Here is a 24,469-nt window from a genome sequence, read left to right as displayed (position 1 = left end):
TTGCGAACGAAAAATATACAGAGTAATTTTTAAAAAAATCTTTGCGGACTTTGCATTAAAAAATTAAACACAAAAATTAAAATAAATAAACTATAAAAATATGAATACACCTTTAATTGTAGGAATTGTTGTCATCGTAGTGGCAACTATCGGATTAATTTTCTGGATTTTATCAATGTATAAAAAGACGGTTCAGGGAATTGTGGTTTTGAGAACAGGTTATGGAGGAACCAAGGTTTTCTTCAATGCAGGAATTGTGATTCCGGTCATTCACAGAATGGAATCAATGGATATTTCTGTGAAAAAACTGGAAATTGCAAGAGAAGGAAGAGCGGGTTTGATCTGTAAAGACAACATGAGAGCCGATATTCAGGTGGCTTTCTTTATCAGAGTCAATAAATCGGTTGATGATATTGTGAATGTTGGTCAGACCATCGGATGTCAGAGAGCTTCGGATATCAATACTTTGAGAGAATTATTTGAAGCTAAATTTTCCGAAGCTTTGAAAACGGTCGGTAAAAAATTTGAATTTATCGAATTGTATGAAGCAAGAAGTGAATTCCGTCAGGAAATTTTGGATATCATCGGAACAGATTTAAACGGTTATGTTTTGGATGACTGTGCGATCGATTATCTGGAGCAGACTAAAATTGAGAATTTAGATAAAGACAACATCTTAGATTCTGAAGGTATTAAAAAGATTACCGAATTAACGGCTACACAAAATATTAAAGCCAATCAGGTTCGCAGAGATGAGGAAAAAACAATCACGAAACAAAATGTTGAAGCCCGTGAAGCAATTTTAGAACTGGAAAAACAGTTGGCTGAAAAAGAAGAATCTCAAAAAAGAGAAGTTGCCAATATCAAAGCCCGTGAAAATGCTGAGATATTGAAAGTTGATGAAGAAGAACGATTGAAATATGAAACTGTTCGTATCGCAACAGAAGAAAAGCTTCAGATCGCAGAAGAAAATAAGCAAAGACAGGTTGTTATCGCTGCTAAAAATAAAGAACGTGCCGATTTGGTGGAAACTGAAAGGGTGCAAAAAGATCAGATGTTGGAAGCAACCGAAAGAGAAAGAATTGTTTCTTTGGCTCAAATCGAAAAAGAAAAAGCCATCGAACTGGAAAAGAAAAATATTCAGGATGCGATCCGTGAGCGTTTGACGATGGAGAAAACGGTAGTTGAAGAGCAGCAGACCATTAAGGATTTGGAAGCTTTCAAAACAGCCGACAGAACCAAGCAGGTTGAAATTACTCTGGCAACGCAGGAAGCTGAAAAGAAATTAATTCAGGAAACGAGAGCTGCAGAATCAAGAAAATTATCTGCTGAAAAAGATGCTCAGAAATACGTTATTGAAGCTCAGGCGAAGAGAGATGCTGCCGAAAAAGAAGCGGAAGCCCGCAAAATCATCGCTGATGCAAAAGCAAAAGAAGAAGCGACGGTAGGTTTGTCTGAAGCTCAGGTTCTTCATGCAAAAGCCGATGCAGCCGAAAGACAGGGAATCGTTGAGTCAATCGTTATTGAGAAAAAAGCAGAAGCGGAAAGAAAAGAAGGTATTGCTCAGGCGGAAGTTATCAAGGAAAAAGCATTTGCAGAAGCTGCAGGAATTACAGAAAAAGCGGAAGCAATGAAAAAACTGAACGATGCAGGAAAAGATCACGAAGAGTTCAGATTGACTTTAGCGAAAGAAAAAGAAGTGGAATTGGCTCAAATTTCAATTCAGAAAGATATTGCACAGGCTCAGGCTGGAGTTTTAGCGGAAGCGTTCAAGTCTGCAAAAATTGATATCGTGGGAGGTGACAATACTTTCTTTGATAACGTGGTTCGTCAGGTTTCAGCAGGAAAAGGTTTGGATAAATTCATCAGCCACAGCGAAAACGCAACTTTGGTCAAAGAAAATCTTTTGGGAGACGGCGAAAATATCATCGGTAAAGTGATGGGAATGGTTGAAAAATACAATGTTTCCTCAGAAGACATTAAAAACATGAGCATCGCAAGCCTGATTTTCAAACTCAATGGCGTTGCCGACCAACAGGAAAAAGGTCTTCTTGCAAGAGTAATGGATATGGCAAAACATCTAGGTGTAGATCAAAAACCAATCAGGTAAAAACACTAACTAATTATATTGTAAGACTCTCATTGTGTGATTTTTCAATGATGCTTTGAGAGTTTTTTTCTCAATATAAATTTTAAAAACTTTACCATTAAGAATTATTAAGGGGTTAAGCTTAGTTAAGAAAATCAATAGATTTTTTATAAGCGTGAAACTTAAAGCGAAGCTAAACTTAATGACTCTTAATTACTTAATAAACCTTAATGGTTAAAAAAATAAATGTTTTTAATAGTATGATGGTAGTCTAAAATCTAGCATCTAACATCTAATATCTCAAAAAATATGTCAGAAAAATTAAATTCAGGGACATACGAAATAATTCAAAGCCGTCTGAATGAGCAGAAAAACGACCTCATTCAAAGGCTTCAGAAGCTGAACGAAAACCGTAAAGAAATTTTCGGCGGAGTTGATTTTTCACTCATCTCCAACGAAAGAATTTCTACGGAGCACAACTGCGTCGCCAAAGATATTTTTTCGCTGAAAAATACTTTGATCTTCGGATCAAATGCGCATTTGGGTTTACAGAGTGAAATTAATATCACGGATGTTTTCTCGATTTACACGATCAATAACGACCGTTTTGAACCTCGTGATTCGTCTTTGATTAATGATGAAATCTTCGTTGAAGAGTTCAAAAATTTGTATAAATATTACAGAAACACCTTCTTTGCACGTTTTCATTTTACCGAAAACTATCTGTACATGGTTTTCCAGCTGTCTGAAAGTACGTCAGATATCAAGTCTTTCAAATGGCTGATCAAAGAAGATCAGTTGGTGTATGTGGATTCCAGAAGTGCATCGGAGGTAACGTATCCGCCGCAACATGGTTTTGCATGGACAAAAGCGACCCGGGATATGCAGCGAAGCGGAAAATTTCCGCACGTTTCTCTGGCAGATAAAGTTTTTGTGGAATCGATTGGTGGTGATATTACCATTAAAATCGAGGACAATACCGACACCGGAAAAGGAATTTACTCCGAGGATGTCATTCACAAAGATCAGAATCTCGATGATGCTGAAATTCACTTCTGTGATCTTGATAATTTGGTTTTATTTAAAATTAAACCATATCAGGAAACGGAAAGATATTTCATTTACAATCATAAAGAAAAAATCGTTTCGCGTGTTGATACCTTGAAACATTCGGCGGTTTTGCTTCCGGAAAATCAGGGTGTCTTGTTCTCGAACGGCTATGCTTTGCAGACGGGAGGTTTAAAGGTGATTTCTCAGGATGTCAATAGGCTTCATTATCTGAAAACGATTCAGGAGCCGAACGGTGAAAATTTCATGTATGTTTTTTACGATGATAAAACCAATAATTATCAGCTGATTTCGTACAATATCATCACGCAAACCATCGAAACACCGATTCGTTGCAGCGGATATTCAATTTTAGATGAAGGGAAACTTATTTATCTGAGAGAAAGTGTTGAAACCACCAAACATCATTTAGCTCAGATCTGGCAGACGCCGTACGCAAAAGAATTGTTACCGAATACCGAAAAATCAGACACGCTGATTTATAAAATCGGGAACAAGGATATCGTTCGCGTAATGGCTGAAAGTCAGGAGCTGATTACTTTGCTGAACAAAGAAGATTCCTACAGCGGATTGTATGATGATATTGTCAAACTTTCCACGACGATTTTAGATGCATATTATTTTCTTGGCGATGATGAGGTTGAAAATCTTGATCAGCCATTAAAGGAAATCAGAAGCATTGCCCATTCGGCGATTAATGAGTTTGAAAAAGTGGTTGAGCAGAAGAAAAATACCGCTGAAGCAGTTGAGAAAATCAAAATTTCCTGCGAAAAAATTCTGGATGATACGAAACGGATTCATTATTCTGAACTGACGGAGTATATCGACATGCTTTCGCAAATCAGAGCATTGCGTGGTGAAATTACTGGTGCAAGAGATCTGAAATATGTGGATTTGAAAATTCTCGACGCCTTAGATCAGTCTCTGGCAGCGCGTTCAGAAGAACTTTCCAATGCCTGCGTCAACTTTCTTCTTCAGGAAAATTCTCTGTCGCCTTACGAAACCAGAGCGCAGTCCATTTCTGAAAATATTATCAATTTGCAGAAGGCGATTGATGCTAAAACGATTGAAGAAGAAATCACCAATTTATCTTCACAACTCGAGCTTTTGGTGGATATCGTCAATAATTTAAAAATTGAAGACACTTCGCAATCCACTCAGATTATTGAAAATATTTCGGTGATTTTTGCAAGGTTAAATCAGGAGCGTTTAGAATTATCAAAAAGGAAAAGAGAAATTTCCGGTAAAGAACTTTCTGCTGATTTTCAGGCGCAGATGACTTTGTTTGATCAGTCGGTCATTAATTTTCTTGAACTTTCTCAGACTCCCGAAAAATGTGATGAATATTTAACCAAACTTTCCATTCAGCTGGAAGAAATGGAAACGAAATTCATTGATTTTGATGAGTTTATCCAAAAAATTGGCGAAAAAAGAGAAGAGGCCTACGGTCATTTTCAAAACAAACGAGTTCAGCTTACGGAATCCCGCAATAAAAGAACACAGAATTTATATGATTCTGCAAAAAGGATTTTACAGTCTGTCAAAACAAAGACGGAATCTTTCGATGCTGAAAACGAAATCAACGGCTATTTTGCGACCGATTTAATGGTTGAAAAAGTTCGTGATATTTCCCGACAGTTAATGGAAATGGAAGATTCTGCCAAAGCTGAAGAAATTCAGACCTTGCTGAAAACTTCTCAGCAGGAAGCGGTCAGAAAGCTCAAAGATAAAAAAGAAATTTATGCAGATGGTGACAATGTGATCGCTTTGGGTGAATATAAATTTGCCGTGAACCGTCAGAAATTAGATCTGACTTTGGTGCTTCGAAATGCTCAATATTATTATCATTTAACAGGAACCGGATTTTATGAGCCTCTGAATTTTGAAGCAATTTCAGAGTACAAAGATGTCTGGAATCAGGAATATATTTCAGAAAATTCAAATGCAAAACGTTTTGAATATTTAGCTTGGAATATTTTCTCAAAAAATAAAAATATTAATACTGAAGAGCAGAACAGAAATGCGATCCAGCAATTTATGACTGAGCATTTTGGTGAAGGTTTGGTAAAAGGAATTCACGATGAAGATGCGCTGACAATTGTTTCAAAACTTCAGCAGATCCACAATGAATTGGGATTGATGCAGTTTACGCCTTCTGAAAGAGCGCTGGCTCAACTGTTCTGGTATTTTTTGAATAATGAAAGAAAAGAATATTATCAGAAACAGTTTGAAGCAGCCAATTTAATTTCAAAATCTTTTGTCACCGATAAGGGTTTTCAATATCTCAACGAAGAACTTTCAAATGAAATAAAATCGTTTGCCCAAACCCATCATCTTTTTGCTGAGGTTAATGACTTTAATGCTGCTGTTTACCTAAAAAGAGAAAATAAATCAGCGTTTGTGGTTTCTGAAAAGGCTGCTGTGCTCTACGAATCATTTTTAAAAAATTTAAAAGAGAAAGGAAAAGATCTTGAATTTATCGATCAGCTGAATGCATTAAAAAATTATCCTTCAGCCTGCTTCTCCATTGCTGAAAGTGCTTTGAATGCCTTTTTAATAAATTCAGAGATGAACTTTGAAGATGAGATTAAAAAAGAAACCGCCGTGTTTTTTGTGACCCAACAGTTCAATACTGAGAATATTCTGCATGTCACGTATGAAGCGGATTTAAAAGGGTTGAAATCACTGGAAAAAGATTTGGATTATCATTTAAATTATTATGAATTTAATTCCCGTTTATCTGATTTCAATGAAGTTGTTGTTCCGAAATATAAGCAGTTGCAGGAGTTGAAAGCAAAATGGGTGAATGATAAAAAGAAAAGTCTGAAAATCGATACGTTCAAATCTCAGGTTTTGAGTTCTTTTGTCAGAAATAAATTGATCAGCGATGTCTATTTCCCTTTGATCGGAGCAAATCTGGCCAAACAATTAGGGACAGTCGGAAACGACAAACGAACTGACAGAATGGGAATGTTGCTCCTCGTTTCACCGCCGGGTTACGGAAAAACAACCTTGATGGAATACATGGCAGACCGGATGGGATTGGTTTTCATGAAAATCAACGGTCCGTCAATCGGTCACGATATTGTTTCCACCGATCCAAATGAAGCTAAAAATGCCGGAGCAAAACAGGAATTGGAAAAACTGAATTTGGCTTTGGAAATGGGTGATAATGTGATGTTGTATCTCGACGATATTCAGCATTGTAACCCTGAGTTTTTGCAGAAATTTATCTCTTTAGCAGACGGACAAAGAAAAATTGAAGGAATTTACAACGGTGAAAGCAAAACCTATGATTTGAGATCAAAACGTTTCTGTCTCGTCATGGCTGGAAATCCGTACACGGAAAGTGGCGAGAAATTTAAGATTCCGGATATGTTGGCGAACCGTTCTGATACTTATAATTTGGGTGAAATTTCAGGAAGCAAAACAGAATTATTTGATTTAAGCTTAATCGAAAACGCCTTGATGTCAAACGATTATCTTACAAGATTAACCAATCAAGGAATGGAGAATCTTTACAGTTTGTACAAAAGTATCCAAACCAATTCTCCGAATGTGGATCTGGCTGGCAACTTCAGTTCTAATGAAATTTCCGATTTCAGAAAAGTGTTGGAAAATACGTTGAAAATACGTGATATCGTTTTAAAAGTGAATAAACAGTATATTTCATCCGCTGCAATGTCTGATGACTACAGAAACGAGCCGTCTTTCAAACTGCAGGGTTCCTACCGGAATATGAATAAGTTGATTTCGCAAATTCAACCTATTTTAAAAGAAGAAGAAGTGACGCAAATTGTTCTGAATCATTACCAAAACGAGTCTCAGACGCTGACTACCGGAGCAGAATCAAATATGTTGAAACTGAAAGAGCTGATGAATCTGATTTCTGAAGATGAAAAAAGTCGTTGGGAAGATATCAAAAAAACCTTTGTCAAAAATAAAATGATCAAAGGTTTGGGCGAAAATGACAGAATGACTCAGATTGTGGCTTTGCTGGCACAGTTCAGTGAAGGTTTGGATGGGATTAAAGATGTTTTGAAAAGAGATTAAAATATTATTCTAAAAAAAAATACTACGCATTTTGCATAGTATTTTTTTGTTATTTTTTTGAAGTTTCAACCAATTCTTCTTCCAAAATTTTTTTCCATTTAGAAAAAGTTGTTCGGCTGATGTTGTACTTTCTAGACATAAAACTTGTCGACAAACTGTGCTTTTTCTGATAACTTAAAAGTTTCATCATCGTCTTTTTGTCATAAGTTTTCAACTGCTGATTTGTTTTCGCAGTTTCTTTACTTGGTTTAAAAAGTCTTTCATTCAGTTTCAGAATTTCATCTGTAGAATTAAGCTTTCCAAGCTGTTCTTTTACTTTTGGGCATTCCAGTTTTTCGGGATGCTTCATCTTCAGTAGATCTTCATAGATCCTGTTGTAATTCGGCCTCATAAAATATAATGTTTTCTTGGTGTGTTATCTCTTTTTCTGAATCCAGCGATGTAATGTACTCTTTGGAATAGAATATTCTTTAATTACATCAGCCTGAGTCATTTCTCCGGATTCTATTCTGCTCAGGATAAAATCTTTGATTTCCTGAGTGTAAATATTTTTTCTGAACTGTGGGGTTGTTTCGCTCTTTTTCTCCGATTTGTTAACGGCAGAAGGCGGAGCATATAAAATAAGATGCGAACTGTATAATCTGAAAAAATCAAACTCCAGCAATTTACTCCATCTCAAAAGTACATCAGTATCTACCGATTGACTTTCATATACATTTTCCACAAAATCTTCATCTTTACCAAGGAAATTACAGATTCTTTCGAGAGAAATATTCTTATTCTCTACCATTTCCTTAATATATTTCCCTATATGTATATTTTTGTATAACATTTATTAAAAGCTAATTTTTTTTAAATTAATCGTATTTAATAAAGTAAAGGAATGATTATGAGCGCCTTGTAAGAAATAGGAGGGATTTATTTCTATGGCATTGTGATAGGTTTTTAAACCCAGCTGTCTCATTACTTTACAAGATTAAATAAATTATTAACTGTAAAAATATGATTTTCAGCAATTTGTGTTTTGTGATTAGATGGTGAAACAAGATTTAAAATTGGCTTATTGTCTCAAATAATAACTTTAAAATAATAATAATGCTCAAATGCGTGATTTAATGAGGGATTTTATATACTTTGTTTTATAAATCTACATCATTGCCTATTATCCTACGTTATTTAACATAATATTTTTACTCTAATTTGAAATTATAGTTAATTATCGTCTTGTTTATACGTCAAAAATAGAAAAAAATAATGAATTAATCACTATTTATTTATTTGACAAACATTAATAATATTTAATTTATGTTGAAGACTGATTGTTAAAATACCATGAATAAAGGAAAATAATAATAGCAATGTTATCTTTCTTATAGATTTTCAATGATATACAATTATTGTAATATTGAAATTTTTTAAAAGAAAATTGGTTAGTGAATCCTAAGTCTTATTTTTGCTTGATCAAAAAAACTAGTTTTAGCAAATAAGCTAATAGTATATTAATAAACTATATTTTGTTTTAATAATTAATTTATGTTTTTTTTGATAATATTATAATATCTCTTATGCGTCCAATAGCTTTATTCGATCTACCAAAAAAAATAAATTATAAAAACGAAATTTTAGCCGGATTAACGGTCGCAATGACTATGATTCCGGAGTCATTGTCGTTTGCAATTCTTGCCGGACTTTCACCATTAACGGGTTTATATGCTGCTTTTATGATGGGATTGGTTACGGCTATTTTAGGTGGTCGTCCCGGAATGGTTTCTGGTGGAGCAGGAGCGACAATTGTTGTTTTAATTGCATTAATAAAAACTCACGGTGTAGAATATCTTTTTGCAACAGTCGTTCTCGCAGGGATTTTTCAATTATTGGTCGGAGTTTTTAAATTGGGGAAATTTGTAAGATTAATTCCTCAACCCGTAATGTATGGTTTCTTAAATGGTTTGGCTGTTATTATTTTTATGGCACAAGTTGAACAATTTAAGATTATTGATGCAAATGGAGCGATAAGTTGGTTGCAAGGTTCTTCCTTGTATATAATGGCTGGACTTACTGCTTTGACGATTGCAATTGTTTACTTTTTTCCTAAAATCACAAAAGTTATTCCCGCTTCTTTGGTTGCTATTGTTATTATTTTCGTTGTTGTTTTAGGTTTTGGGATTAATACAAAAACAGTTGCAGATATTGCTCACATCAGTGGAAGCTTGCCTGATTTTCATATTCCAAGCATTCCTTTTTCGTTGGAAACTTTAATAATTATTTTTCCTTATGCTTTAATTATGGCTGGAGTTGGTTTGATTGAATCACTTTTAACTTTATCGATGGTTGATGAAATCACAAATTCAAAAGGAAGTGCAAATAAAGAGTCTGTCGCTCAAGGTTTAGCTAATATTACCAATGGATTTTTCGGTGGAATGGGAGGTTGCGCAATGGTTGCCCAAACCTTGGTTAATTTAAATGCGGGTTCAAGAGCCAGACTTTCAGGAATTATTGCATCTCTTACTATTCTAATTATAATTTTAGTTGGAGCACCATTTATTGAAAAAATTCCGATGGCTGCTTTGGTCGGCGTAATGATGATGGTTGCAATAAGTACTTTTCAGTGGGTTTCGATTCGAATCGTAAACAAAATGCCGAAATCTGATATTTTTGTTGGGATTACGGTTGCTTTAATTACGATTGTTCTTCATAATTTAGCATTGGCTGTTTTGGTTGGAGTCATTATTTCTGCCCTAGTTTTTGCCTGGGATAATGCGAAAAGGATTCGTGCAAAAAAATATACAGATGTGAATGGAATTAAATATTATGAAATTTCTGGTCCGTTATTTTTCGGTTCAGTAACAACTTTTACAGATAAATTTGATCCTGCAAATGATCCTAAAGAAGTCGTCATAGATTTCAAAGAAAGCCGAATTGTAGATATGAGCGCAATCGACGCTGTAAATAAATTATCAAAAAAATATGCAGAACTTGATAAAAAACTTCATTTAAAACATCTAAGTGAAGATTCAATAAAAATGTTGAAAAATGCTGAAGCGGTAATTGATGTAAATATTCAGGAAGACCCGACTTATAAAGTAATGCCGGAAAAATAATTTGTTATTTAATATTCTGAAAAGCAATACCATCTCAGATTAAAGGAGACAGTATTGCTTTTAGAAAGTATTATTTTTTAATAAATTTAAAGCTAGAAATTCCTTCAATATCAAGGAAATAAGATCCTCTATTTAATGAAGAAACATTAATTTTTGAATCATTTAATTCTCCGGTAAGTACAATTCTTCCGTTAATGTCAATGATTTTATAAGTGTTTTTCCCTTTCAAAGGAATGTTTACAGATAAAATATCACTCACAGGATTGGGTGCGATACTTACATTTGATTTTGTAGATTTTATGTCATTAGTTGAAAGCGTACCATTATATAATTGACTGATTTCTGTTGCGGTAAGAACTCTGCTCCAAATTCCTACATCATCGATACTTGCTGCAATATAGCCACCACCAATTGCTCTTCCGATATAGAAAGGCATCGCTGCTGATGTGGAACCGGTATAGGTATTAGTTGATGTCGACACCAAAGTTCCATTTTTGTAAAGCTGCATTGTTTGATTATTGTAGACTGCAACGAAATGTTCCCATGCTGTTGTAGAATAGTTTGGTCCGTTTGCCCAAGTCCAAGATTCTCCCTGTTTATTGGTTCCGAAAATAGTTTTTGTAGCATCGCATTGAAGAAGCCAAATGAAATTTCCTGACGTGTTGGAACCGCTCATCATAGCGACGCCTTCAGAATTTCCGGTTTTTTTCATCCAAAATGAAATAGAATAAGTTCCGGCTTGTGCAAAATTATAAGATAATGATGATTTTGTAAGAAAAGCACTTGTTCCATTAAAGGAATATGCTGCGTTTGCAGTACCATTCCTGTCTGCAGTAAGTGTTGCTCCAGTTACGGTTAAATCATTTGAGTTGCCACTGTAATCGATTGCACTACCTGTAAAACCCCACCATGCTACTAATCCTGAAGCAGGAACATAGGTTGGTGTTTGTGCTTTTGAGAATAAAGAAAATAAAACTGAAGATAGTAGAAAGATTCTTTTCATAAGTATTAATTTTTAATGGTTTTTCAAATATAGCTATTAGTTTTAAATATTTAATAATTATTTTAGTTTATTTATGTGTTGTTTTATTGATAATTGGTGTTTGGTTATTTATTTTAAGTTAAAAACATTTAATATATTGTATTTTGTTGAAAAATAATTTTCATTATGAATGATTTACGAGGAATTTATAATGATTGAAAGAAGAATTGTTTAATAATATTCTTATAAAAATATTATCTATTAAAATTATTTAATGTGGGTTGTTAAAAGTCTGACAATAATGTTTATTGGAGAATTTTTTAATGTTAAAGATATTTTTGTTTCATGTTTAATAAAATCTTAAAAAATCTTAAAAAAAATCAAGATTGAATGAAAAATTTTATCTTTGAGAATAATTGATTTTAAAACACAACTTATGACAAAAAAAAGTGTAACCTTAAAACAAATCTTTTTCAATAAAAGCTTAAACTATTAACTTAAATTATTTTGAAAACAGATATCGATATTCAAAACCATGATCATTTTTCTTTTGATCTATGGCTTACTTTAATAAGGTCTCATCCTGAATTTAAGACAAAAAGAGTTGAGCTTTTCTCATCATTTTTTGATGTTAAAAAACCGATTGAAGATGTTGCTAAAACAGTGAAATATTATGATGATCTTTGTAATACTATTAACGAAGTAATTGGCGGAAATGTTGACACTTTCGAGATTTATTTATTGATTTTAGGTTCATTAAATATTGATTTAAAACAATTAAATAAAGATATTTTAAATGAATTTTATCAAAAAAGTGAAGATTTGTTTTTAGAATATAAACCTGTGGTTATTTTTAATGAATTGCATCAGTTTTTTGATGAAATTAAAAATCAGGGGAAAACCATCAATATTCTCAGCAATACCGGTTTTATTAAAGGTAAAACGATGCGTAAATTCCTTATTAACGAAAATCTTGAGCAATACATCGATTTCCATATTTATTCTGATGAATTAAAATGTTCAAAACCTAATCCTTTTGTTTTTCAGGAAGTGAAAAATCAAATTAAAAATAAAGATTTAAAATTGGAAAAGATTTTGCATATCGGTGATAATCCGATTGCTGATTATAAAGGCGCAAAAGATTTCGGATTCAGTGCACACCTCTTAAAACACAAAATATAATTTATGAACAAACGTTACAGTTTACATAAGATAGATTCCGCAGACGAGTTTACATTTTCGCCTGCAGAATATAGCTATTTCAAATATGGTGACAAGTTTTACGCTGAGAAGTTTGCGAAAGAACTTTTCGACGGTTTTATTTTGAGTCATCCTGAAATTTTAGATACAGAAAAAGAAATTGTTGTTTTGCCGAGCCCTTACATGGCGATCCCGACAGCTTCGAATTTTCTTTGTTTTTATTTCAAAAAACATCTTGATTTTTATCTTTTTCAAAAAGGAAAAAAATCGAGTATTATTTCAAAAATCAACAGAAATCATACTTACACAACAGACTACGGAAATCTAAGTTTTGAAGACCGCAAAAATCTGATTGCCAATGATACGTATTATCTTGATAAAGATTTTTTAAGAGAAAAACTTTGCATTTTTATCGATGATATTAAAATCACGGGAAGTCATGAATTTACGGTGAATAAAATATTGAATCAGTATGCTGTAAATGCAGATTTTCTTTTCATGTATTATGCTGAATTAACGAATTTTGACATTGATCCGAAGATTGAAAATTTCTTCAATTATTACACCGTAAAAGATGTGAAAGACGTTGCAGAAGTAATGTCTAAGGAAAGTTTTCAGTTCAATACAAGAATCGTAAAGTATATTTTGGGCTTAGATTCAAGTAATTTTGATTATCTTACGTCTAAAATAAAAAAACAACATACTGATGACTTAATTGAGCTTGCAATAAGCAACAATTATCATTTAATAAAAGAATATAAAAATAACATAAACACTTTAACACAAACAGAAATCTATTATGGCAATTAACTTACAGAAAGGACAAAGAGAAAATATAAACGCACCGAAATTCACTGTTGGTTTAGGTTGGGACATTAACAACACTTCAACAGGAGGAGCTTTCGATCTTGATGCATCACTTTTTTTATTGGGTGATAACAAAAGATTGGTTTCAGACAGTCACTTTATCTTTTACAACAATCTTGAATCTCCGGACAAAGCGGTAATTCACTCTGGTGATAATTTAACAGGAGACGGTGATGGAGATGATGAGCAAATAAAAATTGATTTAACTAAAATTGATGCTGCAATCAAAGAAATTTCGGTTGTAGTAACCATTCATGATGCTGAAACAAGAAGACAAAACTTTGGACAAGTAAGAAATTCTTTCATCAGAATTTTTAATACTGAGACTAATGAAGAGATTTTGAAATATGAACTAGACGAAGATTTTTCTATCGAAACTGCTGTAGAATTCGGAAGAATCTATAACAGAAACGGAGAATGGAAATTTGAAGCGGTAGGAAGCGGACAAAGAGATGGTCTTGAGAAATTTGTATCAATGTATCAATAATCAATAGTATGGATAATCAAAATAACCCAAACGATCCGTTGGGATCAATTGAACCACTGAAAAGTTTTGATCCGACACCATCTATGAGTCAATCTCTTCAACCCGATCCTGCAGCTCCCGCAGTTTTGATGGATAGAGACGGGAATGTGAATTTAAATCAAATTCAAGATGCTGATCGTGCAAAATATGAGATGGTTGCTAATGCAATTGACGAAACAAATCCTGGATCTATTGTCAATTTTGGTTCAGAATTACAGAAAACTCTTGCCAATCAAAGTGATAGTTTTTTAGGAAATGTAAGAAGATCAAATTCTGGTGAAGTAGGAGAGTTGATTAATAATTTATTGATTGAATTAAATTATGTTGACGTTGACGAAATCAATAATGGCGGAGTAAAAGGATTCTTAAGTAAAATTCCTTTTATGAAAAAAATGTTGACTCAGGTTGATAATCTTTTCGCTAAATACGATAAAATTACAAGCAATATCGACCAGATTTCGCATAAAGTAAACGCAGGAATCATTACTTCAACGAAAGATAACGCAGTTTTGCAGACTATTTTCGACAGTAACGTCAATTCAATTAAAGCAATTGAAGATTTGGTGATTGCCGGAAATTTAAGAATGGAAAAAGCGGCTGTGGAACTGGCTCAAATGGAAGCGAATGTTCAGAATTTTGCTGATTATCAAATCGCTGATAAAAGAGATTTTATCAATAGATTAGACAGAAGATTGGCAGATTTGAAGGTTGTGCGTTTGATTATGATGCAGTCTCTTCCGCAAATCAGATTGGTACAGAATAACAACGTTTCGATTGCTGAAAAAGCGCAAACTATTTTGACAACAACTTTACCGGTTTGGAAAAATCAGCTTTCTTTGGCGGTTGCAATGCACAGACAACAGCAGAATATTGAGATTCAGCAGAAAGTTTCGCAAACAACTGAAGATATTTTAAGAAAAAATGCGGAGCGTTTGGGTCAAAATTCAAGAAATGTAGCGAGAGCAAACGAACAGACTATTGTGTCGGCTGAAACGTTGAAAGAAACGACTGCAATGTTGATCAACACGTTGAATGAAGTAAAACAGATTCAAAAACAAGGTACAGAAAGCAGAAGAAAACTGGATCAGGATCTTCAGACTTTAGAATCAGAATTAAAAGCAAACATCAGAGGTTAATAAGAAGGTAAAAAGGTGAATGAGGAGGTTGCAATCATAATGTCTCAAAGCAAAAGAAGATTAACAAGGCTTAAACTTCTCGCTAATTTCTTTGAAAATGTTGATATCATTGCGATTTATATCAAAACAGATATCATCCATAATTTATTTAATGAAAATCAGACATTAGATTTCAATAAACTTGAGCTTTTTCATCTTCAATATACTGACAGTTTAATCGAATTGTTGACCAAAATAAAAAAGAAAAAGGAAAACGATTTGTTGGCCGTCATCAATGAAATTAATATCAACAACCGATATATTGCGTCTTTCGAAGAAAAAAAGAACGATAGCTTTGAAACCGACAGAAAAATTTATAGCGGAATTTTTTCTGAACATTTAAGAAATCTCTACAAAGATCTTACAGAAGACAGAGCAATGTTGAACTGGAATGATGTGTTGTATTTCCATAAAAAATATGCTGCAGAATTCTACAGGACAAATTTTGAAGAAGATAAATTGAAACCTCAATCTGTTCCGTTTTATCAATATCAGGATTACTGTGTTGAAAGAAAATTGTTGGGGAAGCTTAATATTCAGAATTTTAAAGTTCGTTTTGTTTGCGGTTATCGAGTTGAAAGAGATGAGTATGAATTGTTTAAGATTTTTCAGTCAGATGAGCATTTTGTCTTTAATGTTGAAGAAAAGAAAATGTATTTGATAGATGATGAAGATTTAGAATCATTAAATACTGATGAAAATGAATCGAATCAGCTTTCAATTATCAATCAACTAAAAAGAAAGAATGAAGATTTGGAAGAAACGATGGAGTTCAGGAAAAAATCACTTTCTGAAGATGTTGAATTGGTTTTAAAAGATTATCTCAGAAATCTCGAAAGCATTGATATTATGAGCAAAATATTTGATGTAAACGAAGAAACGAATATTCTTCGCGCAATGCTTAATTTGAATATAAATAATTAAAAAAGTGAATGTTCAATTGTGAAATGTGAATTTTACGATCATTCTTTAAATTAAAGTAAAAAATATTTAAGTATGCAATTTCCCTTTGCTGAGTGAAACGCCTTTGCGAACGAAAAATATGCAGAACAGATTAAAAAAAATCTTTGCGGGCTTTGCGTTTAAATTAAACACAGGATTAAAGATTCAAATAATAACAAAAAACAAAATATAATAATGGCTATTAACTTACAAAAAGGACAAAGAATAAACCTTACGAAAGAAAACGGAACTACACTTTCCCAGGCTTGCGTAGGAATCAATTGGGGTGCAATCGAAAAGAAAAGTTTCTTCGGTGGAACTTCAAAAGAAGCAGTAGATTTAGATGGAAGCTGTATTTTATACGATTCCAACAAAAATATGACTGAAGTTATTTATTTCGGAAACCTAAAATCTAAAAATGCTTCTGTAAGACACAGCGGTGATGATTTAACGGGAGATGTAAACGGAGATGATGGTTTGGATAATGAAGTGATCACGGTAGATTTTTCTAATCTTGATTCTAATGTAGAACATGTAGCGATGGTTTTACATAGCTACAAAGGTCAAGATTTTGGAACTATTCCTTTTGCATCAATCAGAATTTATGAAGGAACTCCAACGAGTGTAAAAGAAGTTTTTGCTAAATATGATATTGCGAATGATAAATCTTTCAGTGGTCATGTTTCAATGGTGATGGGAGTTTTCTATAAAAGAAACGGTGAATGGAAATTCAACGCAATCGGAGATCCTACTTCAGATAAAAAATTAGAACAGACGGTAAAGACTGTTCAGGAAAAATACTTGTAGAATAATGTAGTTCATTCAATAGAAAAGGCTTTAGCCCATTTAGACTAAGATAAATTCATCTTTGGCTTTAGCCAAAACTTATTTATTTGAATGCTTTATTTTATTGAAATGAAAATTAGATTTAAATAAGCAATAGCTGTATATTTACGGCTATTGCTTTTATCATATAATAAACAAAATTAAAGTGGAACAACATCAAAGTATTTTAGAGCTGCACCCTGGTTTGGTGTGGGGATTTGCGGTCACGGTTGTGATCATGTTACTTCTCGATTTAGGAGTTTTCAATAAAAAAAGCCATGAAGTTTCTTCAAAAGAAGCTACGATTTGGTCTGTGGTATGGATTTCTTTATCGATGATTTTTTCGGGAGTTGTGTATTGGGTTTTCAATACAGACGGAACTCCAGAAAGTCATAGTTTAGCTGTAGAAAAATTCACGCAATATCAAGCGGCTTATTGGATTGAGAAAGCACTTTCCGTGGATAATCTCTTTGTATTTATCTTGGTTTTTGGTTTCTTTAAAGTGCCAAAATTCCTACATCATAAAGTGTTGTTTTGGGGAATTATAGGAGCTTTAATCTTCAGAGCAATCTTTATTTTTGCAGGAGTTGAATTGATTGATTTAACGTATTTACCTGAGATGAATATCTTTGGTCACTCAGTAAGAATCAACGTTGTGATGACGCTTTTTGGCTTATTCCTAATTTATGCAGGAATTAAATCTTGGGGTGACGGCGGAGACGATGATGACGAGGATTATAGCGATACAGCAGGTGCGAAATTGATTAAAAGCTTTTGGAAAGTTTCTGATAATTACGTTGGAGATAAATTTTTTACGGTACAAAACGGAATCAGAATGGCAACACCACTTTTGGTAGTTGTAGCAGTAATTGAATTTACAGATGTACTTTTTGCAGTAGATTCTATTCCGGCAATATTTGCGATTTCAAATGATCCGTTTATCCTTTACACATCAAATATTTTTGCGATTTTAGGATTAAGATCTTTGTATTTCTTGTTGGCGAATTTCATTCACATGTTCAGCAAATTACCTTATGGTTTGGCAATTATTTTAGCATTTATCGGTGTTAAAATGTTAATTGCACCTTGGTATCACATCACATCGCCAGTTTCATTAGGAATTGTAGGTGGAGTTTTGGTGCTTTCGGTACTTATTTCAATCATGTTTCCGGATAAGAAAGATGACGAAGTAAAAGAATAAATAAAATAAAAATCAATATAGAAAGGCTTTACAAATCGTAAAGCCTTTTTTATATCTTACATTTGAAATTGATATCATAAATTGACAATTCACTTGCGAAGCAAAATTAACCATTCACATTTCTAAAAACCATCAACCAAAAACCGGCAGCATTACTTATATTTCAACAATTTATTAATCTTCTTTCTTGTCTGAAGCGAAACTTTATAAGCTTCATCTCTCAATTTCTGAATTTTTCCTACAGGCTGAAAGATATCTGCACTTTCGAAAGGGTTAAATGACAATAATTCATTCTCACAATTACTTGGATTAAGCAATGAATTCTTGTCAATTTTTATTTCTCCGATTTTAATGAAAGGTGAATTTTTCCATTCTACATTGAGTTTATTAATAGGCTGATCTTTTAAATCATAACAAAACTGAATGAAAACATCTGCTAAATAATCCTGAGTTCGACAAAAATTTTCCACCGATTCTTTTACAGAATTTCTTCTGCCAAAATTTTTCTGAACGTTTCTCGGACTAATTTTAATTTTAATCATTTTATCATCAAAACGATACGCTCCAACAGAATGATAATCAAAAGAAAGCATAAAGTTGTTCTTGTTTAAAATAAACTTCCAGACATTTTTCAGAAATGAAGGATTCAAGGTTGACGGAATAATCTTATAAATCTGTTTTAAAATAGAAAACCAATTGCTCCATTTTTTCAGGAAAAACCGATTGACAGAAGTGAAAAGCTTTAAAAAAACCGAAACAGAATTGATAGGAAACAAAGGAAAGTTTACCAATGGGTAATTGGAAATCGTTCTTCCTGATTCATCTTTTATTTTAATTGAAAAACCATACGCCGGAATATCTCTTTTGTTTTTGTTTATTTTTAAATGAGCATTAGACAATCTTGCAATGATTTCGTATTTCTCGCTATCGAAAACATATTTTAAATATCCCGGAATATCTTTATTAATGATAAATTCACCTTTTAAAACTGCATAAGTTCTGGCGTGCACATTTCTCGTTGCATAATTAACGTCACTTATTGAAGATGAATACTCTACAAAATCGGCAATGCTCTTTTTTGTTTCTTCTAGAAGTTGTTTCTCTTCATAGCTCAATTTTTCAAAGTTCTTATTATATCTTAGCGGATTCGGCATATAGTTTTTAAAAGTCAATGATAACGCCAAGTTTTTAATTCTAGGTTACGAGAATATTAAACATTTTTTAAGATTTATTGTATTGTAAGTAGAAGCTTTGTAAAAATCTGAAAGTCTGATAATTGAAAATAACATTTAAGACATATTAATTGTTTGTAAACCTAGTTTTAGAATTTAATTCCCTATATTCCATTACTAATTGCTCATAATAATGTAAATCTTATCTTTGTAAAAAAAATTATGGGAGTAGCAGATTTGTTATTTAAGAAAAAGAAGGAATTGGCAGAGAAAAACCTGAAAGATGGTCAGGAATATATGTTTGAATATGGTAAAAGAGAAAGTGTAGTTCAGTTACCAAGCGGATTGCAGTATGAAATTATCACTGAAGGAGACGGTGCAAAACCAGGTCCGAAATCAACTGTAAAATGCCATTATCATGGAACTACAATTGCCGGAAAAGTTTTCGACAGCTCTGTGAAAAGAGGAACTCCGGCTTCATTTCCTTTAAATAAAGTGATTAAGGGTTGGACAGAAGCTTTACAATTAATGCCTGTTGGAAGTAAGTGGAGATTAATTATCCCACCACATTTAGCTTACGGAGATCAGCAAATCAGCAAAGAAATCGGACCAAATTCTACGTTGGTTTTCCAAGTGGAATTGTTGGAAATTAAATAATTTGATCCTTAAAAATAAATTAAAATTCATCTGTTTTCAGGTGAATTTTTTTATTTGTGCTATCTTAGTATTTGGTTGGTAATTTTTTAATTAGGTTTAAATGAAAAAAATATATTTTTTTTGTACTGTTTTTATTCTGATGACTTCATGTGTTTCAAAGAAAAATCAGACCATCAAACAAAATATTTTGACTTTGAGAGACAGCTATTGTAAAGCGCCTTTCAAGTACAATTATGAAGAAAAATTGCCTTCATACAATTCAGATTCTATTATTTCGGCTAATCAACAATTAAAAACTATTTTTTCTGATCAGAGTATTTTGGTTTTAAATGCTTTGGATAATTTGGATGAAGTGAATGAAATTATGAAGCTTAAAAAAGATTCTTCTTTAAGTTCTCAGGTTAAAGTTTTGCAGCTGAAAATGAAAATCAACAGCAAAATTACCATTGCTTTGACTGAATTGGATGCCGTTGCTGCAGAATTTGACTGTGAAGGAGAACGTGTTGCTCAAATCGGAAATTATGTTGATAATTTAAATGATTCCCGAAATAACAAGCTTATTTTATATTCAATTGCAGCCGGAGCCGTTGCTTCAATTGCAGGCGGAATTGTGAAAGATGATGCTTGGAGCAGTGCGATTGATATTACCGGAGGTGCTTTAGGAGCTGGTTTTGGTTTGGCAACTTTAAACCCGAAAGGTAAAAAAGTAGAATTTATTCATCAAAGAAATTTATTGAGAGACATTTGGCATGAAAAGTTAGAATCTCCCAATTTTCCACCTTTTATTTGGTATATGTACAGTGAGATAAGGTTTTCCAACAAAGAAAAACATTCCATTATTTCGAGTATGAAAGAAAGATGGCTGCATTACCAGTTTGACGATGATAAAAATGCTGCAGATCAATCGGTAATTTTCAAAGATGGAGGTCTCTACAGAGCTGATGATCTTCATAATCGAGCTGCGATGCTCAATCAGATGCAGTCGGCAACTCGTACAATTAATCAGACTATTAATTATCTGCTCTTAGATTTAGATAAATTGATTTTATAATTTTAAAAAATAAGTACGTTTGAATCTGTAATTTTGCTTAATCTATTTTAAAGAATGTCGGAATTAAAAAAAATCAGAGAACAACAAAATCTGACTCAGGAAGAACTAGCCGAAAAATCTGGTATTTCTGTAAGAACAATTCAAAGAATTGAAGCAGGAACAAACCCCAAAGGTTATACACTAAAAACTCTGGCTACAACTCTGGGGATTACTGAAAAAGATTTATTAACTCCGATTCTTCCAGTCGAAGAAATAGATAATAGTTTTGACGAACAAGTTCAGGAAGTAAAAAATAAAGATGATATTAATTATAGTTTAGTTAAAATTATTAATCTCTCATCGATACCTTTTGCTTGGTTTCCAATTGTTAATTTTTTGTTGCCATTATTAATCATGTTATTTACAAAACAGAAATCTCAAATTGTAAAACAGATTATTTCTCTCCAGATATTTTTAGCCATTATTTCTCCGATAATCTTCATGATTGTGGCTTTATTAAAGTTAGGTTCAACCTCCGTTATGTTAACGATGATTGCATTAACTTTGATAAATGTTTTTATTATTTTGAGAAATGCTTATGAAATTGATAAGAAACAATGTCTTTGTTATAAGTTGAATTTCAATATTATATAAATTTAAAAGTTAATTGTCGGGTTTTTGTTGTGCTTATTTTTTGAATTAAATTTGATTTATTGTGAATCTTTGTCAAAAATAATTCAATGACAAAAAATCTTAACATCAGTATTTTTATTCTCTTCTTTTTCTTCGGAAACGTAAGTGCTCAAGTAGAGAAAAATTCCCCATTATTTTTAGAATTGAAAAAGGAAGATAGCATCTTTTTCGAACGTGGATTCAATAATTGTGATATTGCTTTTTTAGAAAAGAAAATGGATGATAATTTGAAATTCTATCATGACAACGGAGGTTTTCAGGATAAAAAATTATTCATGGAAAGAACAAAACAAAATATTTGCTCAAATCCGAATCAAAAACCAATTCGTAAAGTTATTGAAAGTAGTTTGGAAGTTTTTCCTTTGTACGATAACGATGTTTTGTATGGAGCAATACAAACTGGAGAACATCAATTTTTTATTCGTGAAAAAAATAAACAAGATGTTTTGGGCGGTCGGGCAAAATTCACAACAGTTTGGACAAAGAAAGATAGTCGCTGGACAATGAGCGATATTCTAAGCTATGCTCATGGAAAACCAAATAATGTAAAATTGACGGATAATTTAGAACAACTACTTAAAGATAATAATATTCCAACTTTAGGTTTAGGAATTATTGAAGATGGAAATTTAAAAGAAATAAAAGTCTATGGAAAATTAAATGACAAAGCTTATGCATCATATAGCAGTCTTTTTAATGTTGCTTCTTTAACCAAGCCTGTAACTGCAATGACCGTTTTACGTTTGGTAAGTCTTGGAAAATGGAATCTTGATGAGCCACTTGATAAATATTTTATTGATTCAGATATTGCAAAAGACCCAAGACATAAAAAGTTAACAACGAGATTGATTTTAAGTCATCAATCAGGATTTCCCAATTGGAGATGGATGAATCAAGATAACAAACTTCGTTTTGATTTTGAGCCAGGAACAAAATATCAATATTCCGGAGAGGGTTTTGAGTATCTCAGAAAAGCTCTTGAAAATAAATTTCATAAAAGTTTAGAAGAACTTGCAGAAGAACTTGTCTTTCAACCTTTAGACATGAAAGATACAAGTTATGTTTGGAATGAAAAGAAAGATTCAAGTAGAATGATTGTGGGTTATGATAAATCAGGAAAATCGTATGATATTATAAAAAATAAAACTCCAAATGCAGCAGATGATTTAATTACCTCTGTAGAAGATTACGGTAAATTTTTAGTTGCTGTTTTAAATCATGATTTGTTGACACCAAAGATTGTCGAAGAAATGAAAACTAAGCAAGTTGAAGTTAAGAAAAACAAGTTTTTCGGGTTAGGATTTGAAATTTACAATCTTGGAAATGATGAAATAGCTTTGTCTCATGGTGGTTCTGATAAAGGAATGAATACAATTGTTTTTCTTTTACCTAAGACAAAAAAAGGACTCATCATTTTTACCAATGTTGAGGATGGATACAAAATTTATGAAACTATTGTCAATCATTATTTTGGAAGTATAGGTAAAAAGATTGTTGATATAGAAACAAAATAAGTTTGATGAAATTTAATTGTAATTAATTTTATTACAATTAAAATATTTGTATATTTGTACTGTAATTACGATGAACAATACAAGATTTGCCACGGCAATACATATTATGACTTTATTGGCGGAAAGTCCGCAAGATTGGCTCACTTCCGAATGGATGGCGGGAAGCATTAATATTAATCCTGTGATTGTTCGTAAAGAAATTGGTGTTTTAAAAGAAGCGGGTTTAATTATTAGCAGACAAGGGAAAGTAGGAGGAACTCAGTTGGCAAAAAGCGCAGATTTAATAACTATTTCTGATATTTATTTAGCGGTGAAAAATACCGAAGTTTTAGGTAAAAGAAATAATAACCCGAATCCTATTTGTACTGTAGGAAGAAATATCAACAGTCATCTTAATGTTTTGTTTGGCGAAACAGATCAATTGGTTTTAAAATTTTTAGGAAATAAAACTTTAAAAGAGTTTACGGAACAATTTGCTTAAAAATTTTTTAACCTAAAATGTAACAAAATTTATTACAGTTTAAATAAAATAATATCAAATGAAACCGAAAGGTTCGTGAATTCCTTTAAAAATAAATAAAAAAAAGTATGAACAAAAAAGTAGCAGTAATCGGAGCAACTGGTTTTGTGGGAACACAAGTTGTAAAAGAATTATCAAACAGAGGTTTTGAGGTAGAAGCAATTGTAAGAGACGCTTCAAAAGTAAATGAAACGGAAAATGTAAAAGCAAAAAGCATCGACGTAAATAATGTTGAAGATTTAGCAGAAGCTCTAAAAGGAAACGATGCGGTAATCAACACGTTCAACGCAGGATGGACGAATCCTAATCTTTATGATGATTTCTTAAACGGATCAATCAATATTGAAAAAGCAGTTGAAAAATCGGGCGTTAAAAGATTTATTACGGTTGGTGGAGCAGGAAGTTTGTTCATCGACGGAAATCAATTGGTTGACGGGCCGGATTTTCCAGCAGATATAAAACCGGGAGCAACGGCAGCGAGAGATTATTTAAATAAAATTAAAGAAAATACCACATTAGACTGGACTTTCTTCAGCCCCGCAATCGAAATGCATCAGGGAACTGCAGGAATCAGAACCGGAAAATACAGAACCGCTCTTGAAAATCCTGTTTTCAATGAAGAAGGAAGAAGTATACTTTCTGTAGAAGATGTTGCTGTTGTTTTGGTTGATGAATTAGAGCAAAATAATCACATTCGTGAAAGATTCACTGCAGCTTATTAAATTTGTAATTCTTCTCTGAATTTGTAAAGAGCCACGAAGTGGCGATCTTCTAAAGCATTGGGTAAAACCCGATGAAAAATGGTTCAAATAATAAAGTCAAAAGAAGTTTCGGCGGCACCAAAGGTGCCGCCG

The 24,469-nt window shown here is 32.7% G+C and carries 20 protein-coding genes; 16 read left to right on the top strand and 4 right to left on the bottom strand.

The window, feature by feature from the left end; all coding sequences use genetic code 11:
* Positions 1-100: 100 nt before the first annotated feature.
* Both OF897_RS09760 and OF897_RS09755 read left to right on the top strand, forming a co-directional pair.
* Entirely contained in the window at positions 101-2,110 is a 2,010-nt protein-coding gene (locus OF897_RS09760) for a flotillin family protein (protein WP_267265510.1), read from the top strand.
* A 288-nt stretch (positions 2,111-2,398) separates the two neighbouring features.
* A complete protein-coding gene (locus OF897_RS09755) occupies positions 2,399-7,210 on the top strand; it encodes a DNA repair ATPase (protein WP_267265509.1) in 4,812 nt (1,603 codons plus the stop codon).
* 49 nt (positions 7,211-7,259) lie between these two features.
* Here the strand turns inward: OF897_RS09755 and OF897_RS09750 are convergent, their stop codons facing one another.
* Entirely contained in the window at positions 7,260-7,601 is a 342-nt protein-coding gene (locus OF897_RS09750) for a helix-turn-helix domain-containing protein (protein ID WP_267265508.1), read from the bottom strand.
* A gap of 24 nt (positions 7,602-7,625) precedes the next feature.
* Positions 7,626-8,042 (bottom strand): transposase, encoded by a 417-nt coding sequence (locus tag OF897_RS09745; protein WP_267265507.1) that lies wholly within the window; start codon positions 8,040-8,042, stop codon positions 7,626-7,628.
* A 733-nt stretch (positions 8,043-8,775) separates the two neighbouring features.
* On the opposite strand from OF897_RS09745, the gene OF897_RS09740 reads away from it, so the two are divergent.
* Positions 8,776-10,311 (top strand): SulP family inorganic anion transporter, encoded by a 1,536-nt coding sequence (locus tag OF897_RS09740; RefSeq protein WP_267265506.1) that lies wholly within the window; start codon positions 8,776-8,778, stop codon positions 10,309-10,311.
* 70 nt (positions 10,312-10,381) lie between these two features.
* Here OF897_RS09740 and OF897_RS09735 read toward each other — a convergent pair whose 3' ends face one another.
* The gene (locus tag OF897_RS09735) at positions 10,382-11,314 is read right to left on the bottom strand and encodes a LamG-like jellyroll fold domain-containing protein (protein ID WP_267265505.1); all 933 of its coding nucleotides are present in this window, start codon (positions 11,312-11,314) and stop codon (positions 10,382-10,384) included.
* Between the two features lie 486 nt (positions 11,315-11,800).
* On the opposite strand from OF897_RS09735, the gene OF897_RS09730 reads away from it, so the two are divergent.
* The 7 genes from OF897_RS09730 to OF897_RS09700 all read left to right on the top strand — a co-directional run bounded on the left by OF897_RS09730 (position 11,801) and on the right by OF897_RS09700 (position 18,029).
* The gene (locus OF897_RS09730) at positions 11,801-12,475 is read left to right on the top strand and encodes an HAD family hydrolase (protein ID WP_267265504.1); all 675 of its coding nucleotides are present in this window, start codon (positions 11,801-11,803) and stop codon (positions 12,473-12,475) included.
* Positions 12,476-12,478: 3 nt separating this feature from the next.
* Complete coding sequence (locus OF897_RS09725) at positions 12,479-13,303, top strand: phosphoribosyltransferase family protein (RefSeq protein ID WP_267265503.1); 825 nt, start codon at positions 12,479-12,481, stop codon at positions 13,301-13,303.
* Positions 13,293-13,847: a TerD family protein gene (locus OF897_RS09720; RefSeq protein ID WP_267265502.1), complete on the top strand. Its 555-nt coding sequence runs from the start codon at positions 13,293-13,295 to the stop codon at positions 13,845-13,847. Before OF897_RS09725 ends, OF897_RS09720 begins: the two co-directional genes overlap by 11 nt.
* An 8-nt stretch (positions 13,848-13,855) precedes the next feature.
* Positions 13,856-15,022 (top strand): toxic anion resistance protein, encoded by a 1,167-nt coding sequence (locus OF897_RS09715; RefSeq protein WP_267265501.1) that lies wholly within the window; start codon positions 13,856-13,858, stop codon positions 15,020-15,022.
* Positions 15,023-15,061: 39 nt separating this feature from the next.
* Positions 15,062-15,985 (top strand): hypothetical protein, encoded by a 924-nt coding sequence (locus tag OF897_RS09710; RefSeq protein ID WP_267265500.1) that lies wholly within the window; start codon positions 15,062-15,064, stop codon positions 15,983-15,985.
* 213 nt (positions 15,986-16,198) lie between these two features.
* The gene (locus OF897_RS09705; protein ID WP_267265499.1) at positions 16,199-16,810 is read left to right on the top strand and encodes a TerD family protein; all 612 of its coding nucleotides are present in this window, start codon (positions 16,199-16,201) and stop codon (positions 16,808-16,810) included.
* Between the two features lie 184 nt (positions 16,811-16,994).
* A complete protein-coding gene (locus OF897_RS09700) occupies positions 16,995-18,029 on the top strand; it encodes a TerC/Alx family metal homeostasis membrane protein (RefSeq protein WP_267265498.1) in 1,035 nt (344 codons plus the stop codon).
* Between the two features lie 152 nt (positions 18,030-18,181).
* On the opposite strand, the gene OF897_RS09695 is transcribed toward OF897_RS09700, so the two are convergent.
* Entirely contained in the window at positions 18,182-19,183 is a 1,002-nt protein-coding gene (locus OF897_RS09695; RefSeq protein WP_267265497.1) for a catalase family protein, read from the bottom strand.
* Between the two features lie 240 nt (positions 19,184-19,423).
* Here OF897_RS09695 and OF897_RS09690 point away from each other — a divergent pair, with 240 nt between their 5' ends.
* The 6 genes from OF897_RS09690 (at position 19,424) to OF897_RS09665 (ending at position 24,337) form a co-directional block, all read left to right on the top strand.
* Positions 19,424-19,858 (top strand): FKBP-type peptidyl-prolyl cis-trans isomerase, encoded by a 435-nt coding sequence (locus tag OF897_RS09690; RefSeq protein WP_267265496.1) that lies wholly within the window; start codon positions 19,424-19,426, stop codon positions 19,856-19,858.
* A 100-nt stretch (positions 19,859-19,958) separates the two neighbouring features.
* A complete protein-coding gene (locus tag OF897_RS09685; protein ID WP_267265495.1) occupies positions 19,959-20,909 on the top strand; it encodes a hypothetical protein in 951 nt (316 codons plus the stop codon).
* 54 nt (positions 20,910-20,963) lie between these two features.
* Entirely contained in the window at positions 20,964-21,542 is a 579-nt protein-coding gene (locus OF897_RS09680; protein WP_267265494.1) for a helix-turn-helix domain-containing protein, read from the top strand.
* 86 nt (positions 21,543-21,628) lie between these two features.
* Positions 21,629-23,095 carry a class A beta-lactamase-related serine hydrolase gene (locus OF897_RS09675; protein ID WP_267265493.1) on the top strand — a complete coding sequence of 489 codons (1,467 nt, stop codon included), beginning with the start codon at positions 21,629-21,631 and terminating at the stop codon, positions 23,093-23,095.
* A 70-nt stretch (positions 23,096-23,165) separates the two neighbouring features.
* A complete protein-coding gene (locus tag OF897_RS09670) occupies positions 23,166-23,576 on the top strand; it encodes an Rrf2 family transcriptional regulator (protein ID WP_267265492.1) in 411 nt (136 codons plus the stop codon).
* Positions 23,577-23,683: 107 nt separating this feature from the next.
* A complete protein-coding gene (locus OF897_RS09665) occupies positions 23,684-24,337 on the top strand; it encodes an NAD(P)-dependent oxidoreductase (RefSeq protein WP_267265491.1) in 654 nt (217 codons plus the stop codon).
* Positions 24,338-24,469: the final 132 nt, after the last annotated feature.

The sequence above is a fragment of the Chryseobacterium formosum genome (assembly GCF_026460885.1).
Taxonomy (GTDB): Bacteria; Bacteroidota; Bacteroidia; order Flavobacteriales; family Weeksellaceae; genus Chryseobacterium; species Chryseobacterium formosus.
The sequence above is the reverse complement of the archived record's forward strand: the minus strand, read 5'-3'. Positions and strand labels throughout refer to the sequence as shown.